10 protein-coding genes and 1 pseudogene are annotated in these 18786 nt (G+C 64.3%); 5 read left to right on the top strand and 6 right to left on the bottom strand.

Annotated features, from left to right (window positions below):
- The first annotated feature begins 218 nt into the window (after nucleotides 1-218).
- Nucleotides 219-1784: a GGDEF domain-containing protein gene (locus AC5IJH_RS06485; RefSeq protein ID WP_491901994.1), complete on the top strand. Its 1566-nt coding sequence runs from the start codon at nucleotides 219-221 to the stop codon at nucleotides 1782-1784.
- On the opposite strand, the gene AC5IJH_RS06480 is transcribed toward AC5IJH_RS06485, so the two are convergent.
- The 3 genes and pseudogenes from AC5IJH_RS06480 to AC5IJH_RS06470 all read right to left on the bottom strand — a co-directional run.
- Nucleotides 1766-2965: a trans-sulfuration enzyme family protein gene (locus AC5IJH_RS06480; protein WP_491901993.1), complete on the bottom strand. Its 1200-nt coding sequence runs from the start codon at nucleotides 2963-2965 to the stop codon at nucleotides 1766-1768. The two genes, AC5IJH_RS06485 and AC5IJH_RS06480, sit on opposite strands and share 19 nt — an antisense overlap.
- Nucleotides 2966-3249: 284 nt before the next feature.
- Complete coding sequence (locus AC5IJH_RS06475; protein ID WP_491901992.1) at nucleotides 3250-4533, bottom strand: MFS transporter; 1284 nt, start codon at nucleotides 4531-4533, stop codon at nucleotides 3250-3252.
- Between the two features lie 273 nt (nucleotides 4534-4806).
- A pseudogene (locus AC5IJH_RS06470) lies at nucleotides 4807-5082 on the bottom strand (IS1 family transposase); the annotation flags it as partial.
- 240 nt (nucleotides 5083-5322) lie between these two features.
- On the opposite strand from AC5IJH_RS06470, the gene AC5IJH_RS06465 reads away from it, so the two are divergent.
- Genes AC5IJH_RS06465 through glnD form a run of 3 tightly spaced genes read left to right on the top strand, consistent with a single transcriptional unit; the run spans nucleotide 5323 to nucleotide 9712 of the window.
- Nucleotides 5323-6714, top strand: coding sequence for an ammonium transporter (locus tag AC5IJH_RS06465; protein ID WP_491901991.1), 1392 nt, complete (start codon nucleotides 5323-5325; stop codon nucleotides 6712-6714).
- 25 nt (nucleotides 6715-6739) lie between these two features.
- Nucleotides 6740-7078, top strand: coding sequence for a P-II family nitrogen regulator (locus AC5IJH_RS06460; protein WP_491901990.1), 339 nt, complete (start codon nucleotides 6740-6742; stop codon nucleotides 7076-7078).
- 36 nt (nucleotides 7079-7114) lie between these two features.
- On the top strand, nucleotides 7115-9712 hold the full coding sequence (glnD, locus tag AC5IJH_RS06455) for a [protein-PII] uridylyltransferase (RefSeq protein WP_491901989.1): 2598 nt from the start codon (nucleotides 7115-7117) through the stop codon (nucleotides 9710-9712).
- 23 nt (nucleotides 9713-9735) lie between these two features.
- On the opposite strand, the gene gltB is transcribed toward glnD, so the two are convergent.
- Nucleotides 9736-14148, bottom strand: a complete 4413-nt coding sequence (gltB, locus tag AC5IJH_RS06450) for a glutamate synthase large subunit (RefSeq protein ID WP_491901988.1) — start codon at nucleotides 14146-14148, stop codon at nucleotides 9736-9738.
- Between the two features lie 134 nt (nucleotides 14149-14282).
- On the opposite strand from gltB, the gene AC5IJH_RS06445 reads away from it, so the two are divergent.
- On the top strand, nucleotides 14283-17075 hold the full coding sequence (locus tag AC5IJH_RS06445) for a phosphoenolpyruvate carboxylase (protein WP_491901987.1): 2793 nt from the start codon (nucleotides 14283-14285) through the stop codon (nucleotides 17073-17075).
- A 9-nt stretch (nucleotides 17076-17084) separates the two neighbouring features.
- Here the strand turns inward: AC5IJH_RS06445 and AC5IJH_RS06440 are convergent, their stop codons facing one another.
- Nucleotides 17085-17750 carry a class I SAM-dependent methyltransferase gene (locus tag AC5IJH_RS06440; RefSeq protein ID WP_491901986.1) on the bottom strand — a complete coding sequence of 222 codons (666 nt, stop codon included), beginning with the start codon at nucleotides 17748-17750 and terminating at the stop codon, nucleotides 17085-17087.
- A gap of 64 nt (nucleotides 17751-17814) precedes the next feature.
- The gene (locus AC5IJH_RS06435; protein ID WP_491901985.1) at nucleotides 17815-18675 is read right to left on the bottom strand and encodes a GGDEF domain-containing protein; all 861 of its coding nucleotides are present in this window, start codon (nucleotides 18673-18675) and stop codon (nucleotides 17815-17817) included.
- Nucleotides 18676-18786: the final 111 nt, after the last annotated feature.

The raw sequence follows: 18786 nt of genomic DNA, 5'->3' as shown, positions 1-18786 counted from the left end.
AATAGTACTCCGATATTTCGCTGTTCGGGCTGCGGGGACTGCTGTAAAGTAAGGCAACTCAACGGGGTACCTGCCAGGCCGGACGGCTGAAATACGTGGTGGTTCGCCTGTTTCCTCGCCTGGACTGGCTGTTCCCTCCGGTAATCCCGCCTGAGTATCATTCCGCGCCGTCTACTTGATGGGTACTCTCGCTAGGACCGATAACGTCCTTAAAACTCTTGATTCAGCGAATCTCCAAACCGGCGCTGCTCCTCATCCTGTGGTTGATGATGCTGCATGTGCTGGCGGCAGCGGTGTTCCATTCGCTGCTCACCACGAACGTGCTGCTCACAGTGGTTCCGGCCCTCGGTGGCCTGGCCTGCCTGTGGCGCGGCCAGGGGCTAGCCACCACGTTGGCGGACAAGTGGCGCCTGCTGGGCGTGGGTATGTGGATCTGGGGCGTCGGCCAGGGCTTTTACACGTACGGCACGGTGTTGCGCCACAACCTGCAGACGGCCGCCCTGCCGTCTGACTTCTGGTTCCTGGTCTACGGCATCTTCGTTTTGCTGGCTGTCTGCTCGGTGGGGGAGGACCAGGACTCAACCGCCATTCTGGTATCGGACAGTGCACAGGCGGCGCTTGCTATCGTCCTGCTGTACGTCACGCTCTACATGAACAGCCATTTCCGGCAGAACGCGTTGCCGGCGGCGCAGCTGACCTCCCTGTATCTGGGCGAGAACCTGGCCCTGACGGTGACGACGACGGTGCGTCTGCTGGCGATGCCCGACGGGGAAGATCGTTACTTTCATCGCACCGCCTGCACCTTCGCCTGGGCAATGCTGTGTGTCTCGACTCCACTGAATTATCTCGATGCGTTTGTCGCGGGAACCAACGGCAAGGCACTCGAGGTCTTCTGGATGATGCCGTTCGCGCTGGTGACGATCATGGCGACCGTTCCGACCCGAGCCATGAAACTGGCCGGTCCACACCGGGCCCGCAGTTGGGGCGCCATGATGGTCTACAACGCCAGCCCGGTCTTCTTCACCATTTGCGTGCTGCTGCTGGGCGCGCGCATCGCGCAGCATCGGCCCATTCTCGGCTTCGCGGCGGTGCTGGCCGCGCTGCTGATCTATACCTTCCGGGCCTCGATCCTGCAGACTCGTCTGCGCCAGGTGCAGGAGAATCTAAATGACACCGAGCGCTCGCTACGCCTGCTGAACAGCCAGCTGCATGAGCAGAGCCTGGTCGATCCGCTCACCAGTGTGGCGAATCGCCGGCGTTTCGAGCAGGTGCTCGAAGTGGAGTGGAATCGCGCTATGCGCTCCGGCTGGCCGATCTCGCTCATCATGCTCGACATCGATCACTTCAAGGCGCTGAACGACCGCTATGGCCATCTGCGAGGGGATGAATGCCTGACCGCGGTCGCCCAGATGCTGCGTCGCGATTTGAAGCGTGGTGGCGAGGTGCTGGCCCGTTATGGTGGCGAGGAGTTCGTCGCCGTGCTGCCCAACGTGAATGCCGATGGCGCGATGATGACCGCCGAGGCGATGCGTGCACGCGTGCAGCAGCTTGGCCTGGAGAATTACGGCTCGCCACTGGGTCGGCTCACGGTCAGCATCGGTGTCTGCTCGGTGATCCCGGCCCCGGCGTTGACGCGCGGCGCCCTGGTGGACGCCGCCGACTCAGCGCTTTACCGTGCCAAGGCTGCCGGGCGCAATAAGGTCGAGCTCGGTTGTTTGACTCAGGCCAATGCGCCTGAGGAGCGCGTGCTGACCGACCTCGGTGCTCACCTGCTGCCGGAGTAGCTCACCGCCGGAACAGAACGGCGTGCCGCTTCGAGCGCCTGGCTGAGGTCCGCGATGATGTCGCGCGGGTCCTCGAGTCCGACCGAGAGCCGCACCAGCCCATCCGTAATCCCCACCCGCTCCCGCTGCTCCCGCGGTACATCGCCGTGCGTCATGCTGACGGGGTGCGTGATCAGTGTCTCTGCCGCGCCGAGGTTCTCTGCTAATACGCAGAGCTGCACCGCATTCATCAGCGCGACACCCGCCTCTGCACCTTGCTTCAGCTCGAAAGCAAGCATGCCGCCGTGCAAGGCGTGCTGCCGTTCCGCCAAGTCGCGCTGGGGAAAGCTTGCCAGCCCCGGGTAGTAGACGTGGGCGACGTCCGGTTGCTGTTCCAGCCACTCCGCAACAGCTTGGGCACCGCGCGAGTGCTGCTGCAGGCGCAGCGGCAGCGTCTTGATACCGCGCGACGTCAGCCATGCCTCGTGCGGCGACTGGATGGAGCCGAGTGTCTTGCGCACCAGCCGCAGGCGATCAAGGATGCGCTCGTCGCGCGAGGCGATCGATCCACCGACGGTCGAGTTGTGGCCCTCGATGTACTTGGTGGTCGAGAGCAACGAGATATCCGCGCCGAGGTCAAGCGGGCGCAGCAGCACTGGTGTCATGAAGGTGTTGTCGACCACGAGCAGCAGGCCGGCGGGGCGGGTGACCTCGGCGATGGCCGCCACGTCGGTGAGCTTGAGCGTCGGGTTCGCCGGCGTTTCGATGAACACCATACGGGTCGCGGGCGTGATGGCTGCCTTCACCGCGGCTGGATTGGCGGTGTCGACGAAGCTTGCCGTGAGTTGGAAGGGCGCCAGGACCTGGTGGAAGAGACGCACGGTACCGCCGTAGACCACGTCCGACAGCACGACGTGATCGCCTGCCTTGAGCAGTCCGAGGAAGATGGCCGAGATCGCGGCCATGCCGGTGGCGAAACAGATCGCAGGCGGCGTGTCTTCTAGCACGCCGAGAGCCTCTTCGAGCGCGGAGACCGTCGGGTTCGACGCGCGCGAGTAGGTGTGGCCCTTGTGGACGCCGACGGCGTCCTGGCGATAAGTCGTCGACTGATAGATCGGCGTGAGCAGAGCGCCGGTAGCGGGGTCGGCGCGAAGACCGCCGCGGACAGCGCCGGTCAGATGAGAGTCGAGATCAAAGGGCATGGAGTCCTCCTGAGCACAGGGAATGATGAGCCATCAACAGGGATCGCGGTGAGACCCTGGGCGGCTGTGTGCACGGAGGGGAGCGCTCAGGCTCCAGGCGTGGACAGCGGACCGCCCAGGGTTCGCATGGCCATAGGCATTCGCTGCCTCAGAACGCGTTGCATGCACGAATGATCGAAAAAGGGCGTGGCAAAGTCAAGCCGGGCCCCCAGATGCGTCACCAGGAGCACGGCCGCATCGTTCAAGGTCTTGGTAGGGAGCGTAAGCGAGGCGTCGTGCCGCGCTTACGCTGGGCTCTCCGACGGCTCTGGCTGAAGCGCTGCTTCTTTCTTGGCCTCGGAGCGGGCCGTCTCTGGCAGCAGGAGGTAGAGAAGTGCGAATGCTACGAGTGCGACGCCGCCCAGGCCCAGGAACGAGCCTCGAAAGCCGACGGCATAGATGAGAAAGCCACCGTAACTGTTACTGAGGGCTGCACCCGCGCCTACCGCAGTGGCCAGCGCGCCCGATGCAAGGTTGAAGCGACCCGTGCCATGCGTGCGGTCCGAGATGACGAGAATCGAGACCACGCCGAAGATGGCATTTGCCACGCCGTCCAGCGCCTGGATGCCGATCAGGAGTGCCGGGACGTGTGTGAGCGTGTAGAGCACGGCGCGCACGGGCAACACGCCGAAGCCAATCAGCAAGAGGGGCCGTCTGCCGTACCGGCCGGCCAGGCCGCCGATCCACGCCGCCGTCAACGAGATCATGACCTGCGTCACCAGGATGCAGCCAGTCATGAAGGCGACTGCGGTCTTTGGCTGCTTGCCGCTCAGCAACTCGCCGAGTTCTGGCAGCATGGCTGCATTGGCGAAGTGAAAGAGAAAGCAGCAGGGAAGAAAGAGCAGCAGCACGCGGTCGTGCGCGAGAAGGCGCAGGACAGGGCGCAGGCCCTGCGACTCCTCCGCGCGACTGCGGCCACCACGGGCGCGGTCGTAGTCGATCTCTTCAGGTCGAATGAGCAGCACTGAGAGGATCGTTGGCAGGATGAGGACGGCGCCAGCGAAGAAGATCGCACGATTGCCCCAGACCCGGCTGACCGCGAGCGTGAGCAGTGCAGCCATGACATTGCCTGCCGAGTTGAACGACTGGTTGCGCCCGAACTGCCGATCGAAGCCGCGCTGCCCCACCAGTCCCATCGTGATGGCGGCGAGCGCAGGCACGAGGAACGGCACCATGGAACCGATCAGTACCTGCGCGGAGTAGACCGCGGTCTTCGTCGTGCTGAGTGCCAGCAGGACTGCACCCGACCCGAGGACGAGCGCCGCCACCACCACGAGCATGCGCTTGCGATGGAACTGGTCGACCACGGCGCCAGCAGGAGTCTGCAGCAGCACGGTCACCAAGCCACCGAAGGTCAGCACGTAGAGCGCGGCCGAGGGATTCCAGTGCGCGGTGACGAGGTACGCTGCGAGGTACGGACCGAGCCCAGTCTGCACATCGGCGAGGAAGAAGTTGCCCCACTCCAGCGCGCGAAGGCTGCGGCTGCTCGGTTGGGGATTGTCGGGCTCTGCAGGGGGCCTGGGGGACATGACGTTCGGGAGAACCTTCCAAGACCATGGACGAGGAAGAGAGCCTTAGGACGCAGGTCAGGCGCAATCCGTTTTGGCGGGAAGGCTAGTGGGTCACTCTGGTCTTTTTGCGCTTCGTGCGCATTCTCTTAACTCGCCACTTCCTCAATCCAGGCGCAACAAACATCACATATCCGAAAAGCCCCCAGAAGCCGAGGGCCATTACCCATCCAACCGCTCGAATTTCTGGGTCATCTGGAATTCTCATGCCGTTGCTTTCTTGTAATGGCCGCGCTACTTCGCTTGCGGTTGCGGCAACAGATTCACCATTCCTCGACACTCCAAACGTGATCGGTGAGTCCGGCTTTCCATGGCTGGGGTGACGCGGAGCGTTTGATGTACTCAGCAGAGATTGTAGGAGGCGAGTAGAGTACACGGCGTGGCCGTGGTTATCCACCTTTTCGAGAAGCCGTTTGTGAGCCGGGTAAAGCGGCGCATCGACATCCGCACAGTGAGGTTTTGGCGTTCACCGTAGGACGTGGACACATGCTTTGGGTCGGGCACACCGCTACGGTTTCAACACACCAAATTTCAGAGTGACCCACTAGCCGGGGAAGACAGAGCTTTGCGCGCGGCCAGAACTATGACAGACTCGAAGGGGACCCCGCGCCAATGGCTGCACCGTGATCCTTGTCGCATCCGGTGTGTCTGCCCCGGGTCCCCGTGATGTTCAGATTCATCAGAAATCTACGCCGCACTCCGCGTGCAGGTCGGCGCCTTCCAGTTTGATCTCTGCTCAAAGGGAGCCGGATGCGTTCTTTGGTCAAGTTGTGTGGTGTGTGGGCGGGCCTGCTGTGCCTGCCAGTGTGGGCGCAGGCGCAGGGCGGTGCGGCCAGCGCAGCGGATGTTGCCGCGCTAAGGCAGGCCGTGGCTAACGCGCAGATGGGTGCGGACAATACCTGGATGCTGGTCAGCGCGGCGCTGGTCCTGATGATGACGGGCCCCGGGCTCGCGCTTTTTTATAGCGGGCTTGTGCGTAAAAAGAATGTGCTCGGCACGATGATGCAGAGCTTCGCAATGATGGCGATGATCACGATCACGTGGGCGCTCATCAGCTACAGCCTTGCATTCGACGCAGGCACGAGCTTTATCGGCGGACTGCACCATGTGCTTCTGAAAGGTGTCGGAGCCTCGCCCGATCCCGCGTATGCGTCTACCTTCCCGGCGCAGACCTACATGATTTACCAGATGATGTTCGCCATCATCACGCCCGCACTGATCACCGGCGCCTTCGCTGAGCGGATGAAGTTCAGTGCGATGGCGCTCTTCACGGTGCTGTGGTCGCTGTTTGTGTATGACCCGATGGCGCACATGGTATGGGGGCAGGGTGGACTGCTGAATGTTGCTGGCGGCAGATTCCCGTGTCTCGACTTCGCGGGCGGGACCGTCGTGCACGTCACGTCGGGCGTCTCGGCGCTGATATGTGCACTTTACCTGGGCAAGCGTGTGGGCTACCCCGCAGTGAAGATGGCACCGCACTCTGTCGTTCTGAGCTTTATTGGCGCCTGCCTGCTGTGGGTGGGCTGGTTCGGCTTCAATGCCGGATCAGCGCTTTCGTCGGGTCCGCTTGCCACCAGCGCCTTTGTCAACACGCATCTCGGTGCGGCCGCCGCGGCCATCGGCTGGATGGTGGCGGAGTGGGTGCGCCAGGGCAAGCCGAGCGCTCTTGGCGGCATCTCTGGCGCGGTGGCTGGACTGGTCGCGATTACGCCGGCAGCGGGTTTCGTGCAGCCGATGTCCTCGCTTGTGATTGGTGCCCTTGCCGGCGTGGTTTGCTACACCATGGTCGCCATCGTGAAGCAGAGGCTCGGTTATGACGACTCGCTCGATGCCTTCGGCGTGCATGGAGTCGGCGGCACTCTTGGCGCGATTCTGACCGCCTTCTTCGCAAGCAGCGCCGTCAACCCCGTCTTCAAAGACGCGGCAGGAAACACGCTGCCAGTCGGCGTGTTTGAAGGGCACGGACGCCAGCTGTTAAACCAGAGTGTGGGGATCCTGATCGCGATTGTGCTATCTGTGATCGGCACGCTCGTGCTGCTGAAGGTGGTCGACCTGGTCGTCGGGCTGCGTATGTCTGTCGAAGACGAGCAGGAAGGCATGGACGTGACGCAGCACGGCGAAGAGGGATACGACTGGGCCTGAGGCGCAGTCCACGACGAGGAGATGCATGCAGAAGATTGAGGCAATCATCCAGCCGTCGCGGCTGGACGCTGTGAAGGAGGCGCTGATCGAGATCGGCGTCGAAGGAATGACCATTCTGGAGGCGCGCGGTCACGGACGCCAGAAGGGTCATACTGAGTTCTATCGCGGCCGCGAGTACACGGTCGACCTTCTGCCGAAGATCAAGATCGAGCTCGTGGTGCACGACGACGCAGCAGAAAAAGTAATCAGCACGATTGCCAATACCGCGCGCACTGGTCACATTGGCGATGGAAAGATCTTCATCTCGCGGATCGATGAAGCTATCCGCATCCGTAATGACGAGCGCGGAGACACCGCTCTCTAAGTTCGACCCAGGCTTTCGCGAAGGAGACTCCTGCACATGGCGCACTCCCCATCCTTCGTCACTACCGCCACAGATCGATACCGTGCCGCCTTTGCTGAGTCAAGCGCGGCATTCTCTCGCACCGGCGACGGCCTCTCCTGCCTGCATGCGCGCACTGCGGCCGTGGACGCGCTGGTCACCTCCCTGTGGTCTGAGGCAAGCGGTCATGCTGCCTCCCGCGGGATTGCTGTTGTCGCCACAGGGGGCTACGGGCGCCGGGAGTTGTTCCCCTACTCGGACATCGACCTGCTCTTCGTCTGTGCCGAGCCGCGCATCGAGAGCAATGCACGTGAGCTGATCCGCAGTGTGAGCCAGGCGCTGTGGGATGCAGGGCTACGGGCCAGCACATCGACACGCACGGTTCGCGAGTGCGAGCGTTTCGCGCCGGAGAACTACGAATTCACGCTGTCTCTGCTGGATCAGCGACTCGTCACTGGCGACGCCGCGTCATTCGCACTGCTCCATGACAAGATCGTTCCCGCCGTGCTGTCACGTGAGAGCGAGAGCATCCAGAGGCTGTTGCGGCGCGGGCTGGCAGAGCGGCATGCACGGTTCGGCGGCACCATCTTTCACCTGGAGCCAAACGTAAAAGAGGCGCCAGGTGGTATGCGGGATCACCATACTGTGTGCTGGATTCGCGCGCTGAGCCACATGCGTTCCGCGCGTGGCTGGCCCGCACAGGATCAGTTGCGGCTGGAGCCGGACGCGCAGTCTGCCATTACCTTCCTGAGCGCGACGCGCTGCTTTCTGCATCTCCGCACGCGGCGCGACGACAACATCCTGAGCTGGCACGCGCAGGATGAGGCAAGCGCGGCGCATGTCGGGGTCGCGGACACAAGTCCAGCGGACGCTGCGTACTGGATGCGCACCTACTACCGCCATGCGCGCACTATTTCACGCAGTGTTGGAGCACTACTCGAGCCACCAGCACCAGCGCGCAGTTTCTTCCCCCGGCGACGCCGATCGCTACCGCTCGAAGGCACGCCGTTCACCATCAGCGATGGGCGAATCGAGTATGAAAGCGAGGCCGGCGGCATCGATCCCGAAGCGATGCTACGTGTCTTTGCCGAGATTGCTGAGCAGGGGCATCGGCTTAGCTCGCGTGCCGAGAGCGCGCTGAGCGATGCCTTGCCGGAACTGAACCTGCATTTGCCCGAGGGACCGTTCCTTCGCACTGCATTGCAGCGCATTCTGCTGGGCCGCCACGGAGCAGCCGCTCTGCGCGCGATGCACACACTCGGCGTGCTCGAGATGCTGATTCCGGAGTTCCACGGCATCGACGCACTGGTCATTCGCGACTCGTACCATCGCTACACCGTCGATGAGCACACCTTCCTGACCATCGAGAACGTACACGCGCTCGAACAGGTGGAACAGGACTGGGAGCGACGATTTGCGGGGTTGCTGCTGGAGATCGACCGGCTGGAGCTGCTGCTCTTCGCGCTTCTGCTGCACGACACGGGAAAGGCCAGCCGTTCCGGCGAGCACACGACCCAGAGTGTGGAGCTGGCCGAAGCCGTGCTCGATCGAATGGAGTTCGAGCCTGAAGAACGAGAGACGATTCTCGCTCTCATCCGCGACCACCTGGTGATGTCGGCCGCATTGCGCCGCGACATCTTCGATCCTGAGACACTGCGCGCGCTCGCCGAGAAGGTAGCGACTCCGACGCGGCTGCGTATGCTCTGCCTGATGACGTACGCGGATGTGCGGGCTGTAAATCCCGAAGCGCTGACACCATGGAAGGCGGAGAATCTGTGGCAGCTCTTCATCGCCACATCGAACTGGATGGACCGCAGCGTGGACGAGGAGCGCTATCACGCATCGCTCGATCCGGCGCTGCTGCGACGCATCACCTCCACTGTTCCGGATCGTGTCGACCAGATGAAGCGCTTCCTTGAAGGCTTGCCTCAGCGGTATGTGCAGACACGCCTGCCGGAGCAGATTCGTGCGCACCTGGACATGTCGGCACAGCTTGAGCGCCAGCCAGCGCAGCTCTCCCTGCGGAAGGCGCGGCACCTGTTCGAGCTTGTGCTGATTGCGAAGGATCGCCCGATGCTGTTCGCCGATCTGGCGGGTGCGCTCTCTGCCTTGGGCATGAACATCGTGAAGGCAGAGGCGTTTGCAAACGAGGCTGGTGTGGTCGTCGACAGCTTTCTCTTCGCCGACTCATTTGGCACGCTAGAGCTGAACCCATCCGAGTTCAGCCGCTTCACGCAGAAAGTAATGGACGCAGTGACGAGGCGTGCGTCGGTGGACGGCATGATGCGTGCACGTCGTCATCTGGCGACCGCGCCGGTGAAGATGCAGGTGGAGACGCGCATTTCGTTCGATGACACGGCGTCCGCCGCGAGCACAGTGATGCAGGTAGTGGCGCAGGACGGGCCGGGGCTGCTGCGGGCCATTGCATCAGGCATCGCGATGCACGGTTGCGATATCCGCGTCGCTCTCATCGACACTGAGGGCGAGTTGGCAGTGGACGTCTTCTATCTCACGGAGGCGGGGAAGCCGCTCGAGGACACCCGCAAAGCGCAGCTTGCCGAGGATCTCAGCGCCGCCATCCAGGCGCTGCGGCCCGCGCCGGCGCTTTCACGATAAGCGGCACGGACACAGCGCAATCTTTACTGTGGACGCGGCGTGAGCATCACGAGCTTGCGCGCGGTGCCTTCCCAATCGGCGAGCAGGTCTGCGGCCTTGCGGCTGTGCGCGCTCTCCGCATGCAGGGCCAGCAGTTCACGCACCTGTGCGGCGGCTTCGGGCTGATCGGCAAGCGTTGAAGCCAGCAGGAAGTCCGGGTGGTAGCGCTGCTCGGTGACAAAGCTGCCATCGTCGTCGAGCACCCAGGCCACGCCGCCCGTCATGCCAGCTCCAAAGTTCTGTCCCGCGCGGCCCAGCACCAGGACGACACCGCCGGTCATGTACTCGCAGCCGTGATCGCCGACGCCTTCAATGACAGCGGTCGCGCCGGAATTACGTACGGCGAAGCGCTCACCCGCGCGCCCGGCTGCCAGCAGACGTCCGGCGGTCGCGCCATAGAGGGCGACGTTGCCGAGCAGGACATGCCGGGCGCTGTCGCGCGCTGCCTCACCCTCGGCACGCAGCACGAGTTCGCCACCCGAGAGGCCCTTGCCGACGAAGTCATTCGCCATGCCTTCGAGCACGAGCCGCATGCCGCGCACGGCGAAGGCGCCAAAAGATTGGCCAGCCACGCCCTGCAATTGGATGTCGATGGCCGGAGGCTGCGCGCCCGCATGGTCCAGGCGCTCGAGCGCGAGCTCGCCTGCGAGGCGGGCGCCCACGGCACGGTGGCTGTTGCATATCTCTGCGATCGCGGTGAACGACTCTCCGCGACGGGTGGCCTGGAGCGCCGGCTCAATCCACTCATCATCGAGTGGCTGTTCCTGATGGGGACGCGCATTGCGCTGTCCCGCCCAGGCACGCACGCCATCGACCGGCGCAGCCAGCATGGCCGCGAGGTCGAGGCCGCCAAGGTGCCGTGTCTGCTCGAGCAGGTCAGTCCGTCCGACTGCATCGCCCAGCGTCGCAAGGCCGAGATTCGCGAGCATGGAGCGGAGGTCGCCCGCAAGGCCATCGAAGAAGCGGATGATGTGCTCGGGCTTGCCGCGAAATTTTGCGCGGAGCTCCGGACGCTGTGTCGCGATGCCGGTGGGGCACGTATTGAGATGGCATTGACGCGCCATGTCGCAGCCCAGTGCCACGAGGACAGCGGTGCCGAAGGCATACTCATCGGCGCCCAGCATGGCTGCGATCAACACGTCACGCGCTGTCTGCAAGCCGCCGTCGCAGCGCAACCGCACGCGACCACGCAGCCCCTCGGCGAGCAGCGACTGCTGTGCCTCGGCCAGTCCAAGCTCCCACGGATTGCCGGCGTGCTTGATGCTCGAGAGCGGGGAAGCACCGGTGCCGCCGTTGTGTCCGGCGATGACGATGTAATCAGCGAACGCCTTGGCGACGCCGGCTGCAATGGTGCCGACGCCGAAGGACGAGACCAGCTTGACACCGATCGCTGCGCGCGGGTTAACGCGTTTCAGATCGTAGATGAGCTGTGCCAGATCCTCGATCGAGTAGATGTCGTGATGCGGTGGTGGACTGATCAGCATGACGCCGGGCTGTGCATGCCGTAGACGCGCGATCAGCTCTGTTACCTTGTGGCCGGGCAGCTGGCCGCCTTCTCCAGGCTTCGAACCCTGCGCGACCTTGATCTCGATCTCTTCTGCGTTGGCCAGGTATTCAGCCGTGACGCCGAAGCGCCCCGACGCGAGCTGCTTGATCTTGTTGTTGCGTAGGGAGCGGCCACCCGTGAGCGGATCGGGCGCATAGACACCGGGGTCCTCGCCGCCCTCGCCGGTATTCGAACGCGCACCGAGCAGGTTCATCGCCTCGGTGATGGTCGAGTGCGCCTCCGGGCTGAGTGAACCGAGGGACATGGCGGATGCGATGAAGCGGGGCGTGATGGAGGTTGCGGGCTCGACGGCTGTCTCCGCCAGTACAGGACCGGCCGCGCACATCGTGAGCAGATCACGCAGCACCTGGGGCGCGGCTTCTGTCGCACCGGTGATGACGTGAAGCGGTTGCACTTCGGCGACGGCAGCTGCTCCGCGCACAGAGCCGACGCTGCTCTGCAGCAATTTCACTCGCTGCGGTTGCCAGGCGTGGGGCTCTGCCGTATCCGCCTTGCGGAAGCGGACCCAGCCGTAGTCGGGCAGATCGCCGCCTGCTGGAGAGGGCTCCGCAGTGTAGATGCCGCCCCATGCCTGGCGCACCTGCGCTTCAATCTCTGCAAAGCCAATGCCGCCGAGCGGCGCAGGCATGCCCACGAAGCAGCGGCGGACCACTTCATCGTTCAGCCCGATGGCGTCGAAGAGCTGCGATCCGCGATAGCTGTCGACGACCGAGATGCCCATCTTCGACATGATCTTCGCCAGTCCCTGGTCGAAGCACTTCAGCATGTTCGTCTCGCCGTTGTCAGGCGCGGCGACGGCTGCGGTTTGCAGCGCGAGCCACGGGCACACTGCGCCCGCGCCCACGGCGAGCAGCACTGCGGCGTGGTGCAGGTCGCGGCAGTCTCCCGCCTCGACGGCGAGACCGACGCGCGTACGAATGCCGGCGTCGATCAGCGCGTGATGGACGGCGCCGGTGGCCAGCGCCATCGGAATGGGCAGCTTGTCCGCGCCGGCCGCTGCATCGGACAAGAGCAGCAACTGCGCGCCGCCGGTGACCAAAGCGATCGCCTCAGTGCGCACTCGATCGAGCGCGACCGCCAGCGTTTCGCCGGTCCCGAAGACACAGTCGAGCAGCGCGGTGGGCAGCTCGGCGGCGAGCGGGTGACTGCGCTCGCGCAACGCCTGCGCCTGTCCCAACGAGAGAAATGGCGATGCGAGCGATAACCCAGGGATGCGCGCGTGCGGATCGAGCAGGTGTGGCCAGGGCCCAAGGCGCGTGTGCAGTTGCACGACGCAGGCCTCGCGCAACGCATCAATAGGCGGATTCGTCACCTGAGCGAAACGCTGGCGCAGGTAGTTGTAGACGGGCCGTGGTGAGCGGGCCAGCGCAGCGATGGGCGTGTCATCACCCATGGACCAGATGGCGTCCTTGCCATCGGCTGCCATCGGCTGGAGCACCATGCGGACGTCCTCGCGCGTGTAGCCAAAGAGGCGCTGCAGTTCGAGCAGGCGTTCGGCTGCCAGACCGCTCTTCCAATCCTGTGCATCGATCAACGCCACGTCGGAGACGAGGGTCTCGTATTCGACTTCGCGATCGAAGCGCGCCAGGATCTCGCGCGTGTCGAGCACTTCATAGCTCTTCAGGTCGACGACGATCATCTCGCCAGGGCCGAGCCGGCCACTCTCAAGGATCGCGTCCGGGTCGAGATCGAAGAGCCCTGCCTCCGAGCCGGCGACGACCATGCCATCACGCGTGATGAAGTAGCGGCAGGGCCGCAGGCCGTTGCGATCGAGCGCCGCGCCGATCAGGTGCCCGTCAGCAAACGTGAGCGCTGCCGGTCCGTCCCAAGGCTCCACACAGTCGGCGTGGTAATGCATAAATTCGGAGACCTTTTCGAGCCGTGCCGGCGGCACCAGCATGCGCACTGCCTGGCTAACGCTGCGCCCGTTGCGAGCGAGCAGTTCCACTGCTTCGTCGAGACTGGTCGAATCGGAGCCGTCTTCAGAGTAGAGCGGGTGATACTCGGCCGGGATCGTGCCAGCACGGGCGTCCATGCGCGCGCGATTGCCCCAGACGGTGTTGATCTCTCCGTTGTGCGCGAGCATGCGCAGCGGCTGTGCACGGCTCCACGCCGGCTCGGAGTTCGTGGCATAGCGCTGGTGGAAGATCGCGTATGCAGTCTCGAATGCAGGGTTGGCCAAGTCGGGGTAGAACTCCGACAGCACGCGACCAGCACAGAGTGCCTTGTAGACGATCGTCGAAGCAGACAGAGAGCAGATGTGGACGGCCGTCTTCTGCCGCTCGAATTGTTTGCGCGCGAGGTAGAGGCGATCGTCGAGTTCGGCGGGGTGCGCGGAGATGAGCGCTTGCAGCACTCGTGGCGCGGACGCCAGCGCCTGCTTGCCCAGGTGCTCCGGGCGGGTGGGCACCTCACGCCAAGCGAGCAGGCGGCAGCGCCGCGCGGCCAGCGCCGCATCGAGTTCGCGCTGTGCAGGTGCCGGATCGATATCCGCAGGGAAGAAGCACATGGCCACGGCGAGTGCGCGATTTTCCGGGATTGTGATCCCAGCCGCGTTGAGCAGGAAGGCGCGGGGAATCTGCGTCAGGATGCCGACACCGTCGCTGCTCTTGCCGTCGGCAGCGACTGCGCCGCGATGGGCGAGCCGGCCGAGCGCAGTTAGGGCGCGAAGAAGCACGTCGTGCGATGGCTCGTTGGAGATGCGCGCAATGAAGCCGACGCCACAGGAATCATGGTGGTAGCGGGCATCAAGCAGGGAAGCGCGCTGCTCGGCAGGAGGGACACCGAGGCTTGCAGAAGTGGCAGTCGCGGAATGCCTGCGGCTTGACATGGTTCAATATAAGCCGATTCGTTGTCCATAGCACCTATGATTCGTGGGCTTTTTGGGAGCTTTTCCGCATCGGGCAGCCCTGGCTCTCACGGCCAAGGAACCGCGACTGCCAAATGCCGCATACTGGAGGCACAATGAGCCCCCTGCTGTGGAAGCCAGAGAGCTGGGCGTCGCGACTTGAGGAGCTGGAAGCGCGCACGGGTGACCTGAAGGAAGTGCCGCTCCGCCGTGATGTGCGGTCGCTCGGCATGCTGCTGGGCGATGTGCTGCGCGAGCAGGCCGGCGAGCGCCTCTTCGGTCTGGAAGAGCACCTGCGCCAGCTCTCGATCGAGAGGCGAGAAGCCGCAGCGAATGGCGAAGCGCAACGGGCCGAGGATCTGCTGCAGCAGCAGATGGCCGTGGTGGACGGCCTTGACCTGCCGGATGCCTACCAGATCACGCGTGCGTTCGCCTACTACTTCGAACTGATCAACCTGGCGGAGACGAACCACCGCAAGCGCCGCCGCGTCTCCCTGCAGCTTGAGTCCGACGATGGCGCGGCGCAAACCGCAGTGCAGCGCGGCTCGTTTCGCGGAACGCTGCGCGCGATGCGGCTTGCCGGCATCGACGCCGATGCCGCGCTCGGGTACATGCAGCGGCTGCACATCACGCCGGTGTTCACGGCGCACCCGACGGAGGTTGCACGGCGGTCCGTGCTCTACAAGCGGCGTCGGCTGGGCGCTCTGCTCGAGGAACTGGACCGCATCCCGCTGCCGGACGTGGAGCTTGACCGCCTGCAGACGGCCATCGCTGCCGAGATCACGGCGCTTTGGCAAACAGATGAAGTGCGTGCGCGCCGCCCGCTGGTGAGCGACGAGGTCAAGATGGGGTTGGACCTCTACCGCGCCTCCATCTTTGCGACCGTGCCGGCGCTCTACGCTGAACTGGCGGCCGCGTTTGCCGCCGAGTACGGACGGGTACTTCCGCCTGCAGACATGCCGCTAATGCTGAGCTTCGGCTCGTGGATCGGCGGTGACCGCGACGGCAATCCATTTGTCACACCAGAGGTGACGGAAGAGGCGCTCCGCGATGCGCGCGAGCACATCCTTGGCTTTTACCGGGACGAGGTGCAGTCCTTGTTCGATCTGCTGACGAACTCGGTTCAGCAGGTGGATATCAGCAGCGCTCTCAACCAGCAGCTTGAACGCTACCTGGCCCAGGTTCCGGCGTCGATGCAAACGAGCGCAGAGCGTTATGGACTGGAGAGGTATCGCCAGTTCCTGCGCTCCGTTCAGCAGCGGCTGGACGGGCATGCAGGAGAGTCGACGTCGCTCGCTCCGTACCGGGATGCGGCCGAGTTTCGCGAAGATCTGCTGCTCCTGCGCCAGAGCCTAGCCGAAAATCGCGGTGAACGGATTGCGGCCGAGCTGGTGGACCCGCTGCTGATCGAACTGCGGACCTTCGGACTGCACCTGCACACGCTGGATGTTCGCCAGCACGCGAAGCTGCACCGCCAGGCCGTGGAGCAGGTGAGCGCGGCGGTGGGTTGCGCAGCCGTCGAGGGCAAGGCCGCGGAGAGCCTGGCCCCGGAGAGCGAGGACGTGCTGAACACGTTTCGCGCGGTTGCGCGGCTGCAGCAGGGGCCCTATCGAGAGGCGATTCGCCACTACGTGATCAGCGGGGCAGCGTCGAGCGAGGATGTGCTGCGTGTCGTGGGTCTGGCGCGCATCGCCGGTGTGCAGGTCGAGGGAGGCAAGGGGCTTCACGGATTAATGCCAGTCCCACTGTTCGAATCCATCGAAGATCTGCAGCGCGCGCCTGAGATATGCCGTGCGTTATGGAGCGCGCCGGAGTATCGCGAGCTGCTGGCCTCCTGGAACAACACGCAGGAGATCATGCTGGGCTACTCCGATTCGAACAAGGACGGCGGCATGCTGACGAGCACGTGGGAGATCTACCGCGCGCATCGTGCCCTGCATGAGGTGGCGCGCGAGTGCGAGGTGCGGCTGCGACTCTTCCATGGCCGCGGCGGTACGGTCGGCCGTGGCGGCGGTCCGACGCATCGCTCGATCTACGCGCAACCGTTCGATGCGTTCGATGGAGAGTTGCGAATCACGGAACAGGGCGAGGTGCTCAGCTTCAAGTACGGCGATGTTGTGCTGGCCGAACGCAACCTGGAGCTGATGCTGGCAGCCGCACTCGATGCGCTGGCGCGACCGAACGATCGGCTGCCGGGTGCACCGCTGAGCGGGCGCATGCAGCCGGCCTGGGAGGAGGCCATGAATACGCTCTCGAACGAGAGCTTCACCTTCTACCGCAAGCACGTCGTCGACGATCCCGAGTTGCTCGAGTACTTCGAGCAGGCGACGCCCGTCGCGGAACTCGAAAATGTGCGGATCGGGTCGCGGCCCTCGCGGCGAAGTGGCAAACGAAGTCTGGGGGATCTGCGCGCCATCCCGTGGGTCTTCGGCTGGACGCAGAGCCGGCACCAACTGCCGGCGTGGTTCGGTGTGGGGCATGCGTTAAGCCAATTTGCCGAACGCGACCTGGGCTTGCTGCGCTCGATGATGGCCAGCTTTCCGCTGTTCATCGACCTGATCCGCAACGTCGAGATGGCGCTCGCCAAGTCGGACTTCGGCATCGCCCGCCTTTACAGTGAGCTGGTCGATGACCGCGAGCTTCGCGAACGGGTCTTCCGCACTCTCGAAGACGAGTTCGAACGAACGGAACGCGCCATTCTCCAGATAACTGGTCAGCGCGTGCTGCTCGAATCGAATCCGGTGCTGGCGCGGTCGATTCGATTGCGCAATCCGTACGTGGACCCGATGAGCCTGCTGCAGGTGGAGCTGCTGCGGCGCAAGCGGAGCGGTGACGACTCGGACGCATTGAAGCGCGCACTTGGAGCGACGATCAATGGCATCTCCGCAGGGCTACGCAACACTGGCTGACGCGCCCGACTACTTCGCGGTGAAGATGAGGAAGTAGTCCTGGCCGTCGGCCTTCGTGAAAGTGTATCGGCCGCTGACAAGGAAGCCTGCCTGTTCCAGCTCACGGGTGACCACCTTCTCGTCGAGGCCGTGATCTGCTCCATTGCCGTTCCGGTCGATGATCCCGATCTTCGCGCCGGGCCGTAGCGCCGGGCGCAGGTGGGCGAGAAGCGACTCTGGCTGTGCGATCTCGTGGTAGACCTTCAGCAGCATGACGGCGTCAACGCTCGCGGGCGGCAGCTTCGGGTCGTCCGACGTACCTTCGACCACCTGAACATTAGCGAGGTGCTCCTGTTCCGCCCGCTCGCGAATGTGGCTCACTGCCGCCGGGTTGATGTCCTCCGCATAGACGGTTCCGCCGGGGGCGACCCGACGCGCGGCCCGCACGGTGAACCAGCCGGAACCGGCTCCGATATCCGCGACCGAACGGCCGGGCTTCAAGCCAAGGAGATCCATCACGCGGCCGATCTGCAGTCGCTGGTCGCGTCCCGGCGTTTCAAAGATGGACAGGTCGCCACTGTAAGGCGTACTGGTCGCCCGCGCTGGCGAAGTGGCGGCTTGCTGAGCGGGAGTAGTTGCCGGGCAGAGCGCGGAGATGAAGAGCAGGGCAGAGCAGAGCAGGAGAGAGCGGCGCATTGCCTTAAGCCTGATGCCCCTGCGAGGAGGATGCAAGCACCGTCTGCAATTGGCTTGGACGGGATCAGGAGCGAGTCAGCAAGAGGGCGGCTGCGGTAGGGCGGTTGGCTGTCTCCGCGCGTTCGCGCTTCGCGTCCGCTAACCCGCGGTCGGCGATTGCCATCAGGGACTCGATGCTCTGACCTTCTGCCGGGAAGTGGCTCATTCCCAGGGAAGCCGTCAGTTGTGGCGTCTCCGCTGGCAGTGCCTCGAGACCCGCATCGCGCAGAGCCGCGCGCAGATCGCGGACACGGTTTTCTGCCGTCTCCGGCGTCAGGCCGGGGAAGAAGATGCCAAACTCGTCGCCGCCCAGCCTGGAAAGGACATCGCGATCGCGTACTGTCGCCCGAAAGCGGTCCGCGATGTGGCGCAGAAGTTGGTTGGCATCGATCAGTCCAAGGTGCTGGTTCACGCGCTGGAACTGGTCCAGGTCGCAGATCATCAGCGTTGCGGTTTGGCCGGCAGCGCGACAGCGATCCAACTCGCTGGTGACGCGGGCGAAGAAGGCCTGCGGGGCCAGCAACCCGGTCAGCAGATCCGTCTCGGGTTCCTGTCCGGTCACGAGGGTGTCGGCGCGCGTGCCGACACTGCCCTGCTCAGGGGGCATCGACTGGAGGGCCAGCGAGACGGCTGGTTCGGCGGCAGCGGCAATCGGAAGTGATTCGCTAGCTAAGGACGGAGCGGTCACGGTCTCGACGGAAGCGTCGTCGTCTGCCGCCTTTGCCGGAACGGGCCAGTAGATCGCCGAGCAGGCCGCAGCAACAGTGGCCATGGCGAGCACGCTCAAGGGAATCGGCCAGCCACGCATGCCCGCTATCCCGGACAGCAGGGCGCCGCAGACCGGAAGGGTGGCGAGGAGCGTACGAGTGAGTGGCGTGCGAGACATGCGAAGGTTTTGCCCCAGGAGCGCGGGCTGTGCCAAGCATAGCTCCGGGCCGCTGTTGCGGGCATGGGGCGTCCGTACTGGCCCGTACAACTTCGGCGCTACGAAGTTCCT

Origin of the sequence: Candidatus Dedyshia acidiphila (genome assembly GCF_051025295.1) — a bacterium.
Lineage (GTDB): Bacteria > Acidobacteriota > Terriglobia > Terriglobales > Acidobacteriaceae > KBS-83.
The sequence above is the reverse complement of the archived record's forward strand: the minus strand, read 5'-3'. Positions and strand labels throughout refer to the sequence as shown.

Coding starts and splice junctions, on each gene's coding strand:
- AC5IJH_RS06480 (WP_491901993.1), bottom strand. CDS start 2,965: ATGCCCTTTGATCTCGACTCTCATCTGACCGGCGCTGTCCGCGGCGGT.
- AC5IJH_RS06475 (WP_491901992.1), bottom strand. CDS start 4,533: ATGTCCCCCAGGCCCCCTGCAGAGCCCGACAATCCCCAACCGAGCAGC.
- AC5IJH_RS06465 (WP_491901991.1), top strand. CDS start 5,323: ATGCGTTCTTTGGTCAAGTTGTGTGGTGTGTGGGCGGGCCTGCTGTGC.
- AC5IJH_RS06460 (WP_491901990.1), top strand. CDS start 6,740: ATGCAGAAGATTGAGGCAATCATCCAGCCGTCGCGGCTGGACGCTGTG.
- glnD (WP_491901989.1), top strand. CDS start 7,115: ATGGCGCACTCCCCATCCTTCGTCACTACCGCCACAGATCGATACCGT.
- gltB (WP_491901988.1), bottom strand. CDS start 14,148: ATGTCAAGCCGCAGGCATTCCGCGACTGCCACTTCTGCAAGCCTCGGT.
- AC5IJH_RS06445 (WP_491901987.1), top strand. CDS start 14,283: ATGAGCCCCCTGCTGTGGAAGCCAGAGAGCTGGGCGTCGCGACTTGAG.
- AC5IJH_RS06440 (WP_491901986.1), bottom strand. CDS start 17,750: ATGCGCCGCTCTCTCCTGCTCTGCTCTGCCCTGCTCTTCATCTCCGCG.
- AC5IJH_RS06435 (WP_491901985.1), bottom strand. CDS start 18,675: ATGTCTCGCACGCCACTCACTCGTACGCTCCTCGCCACCCTTCCGGTC.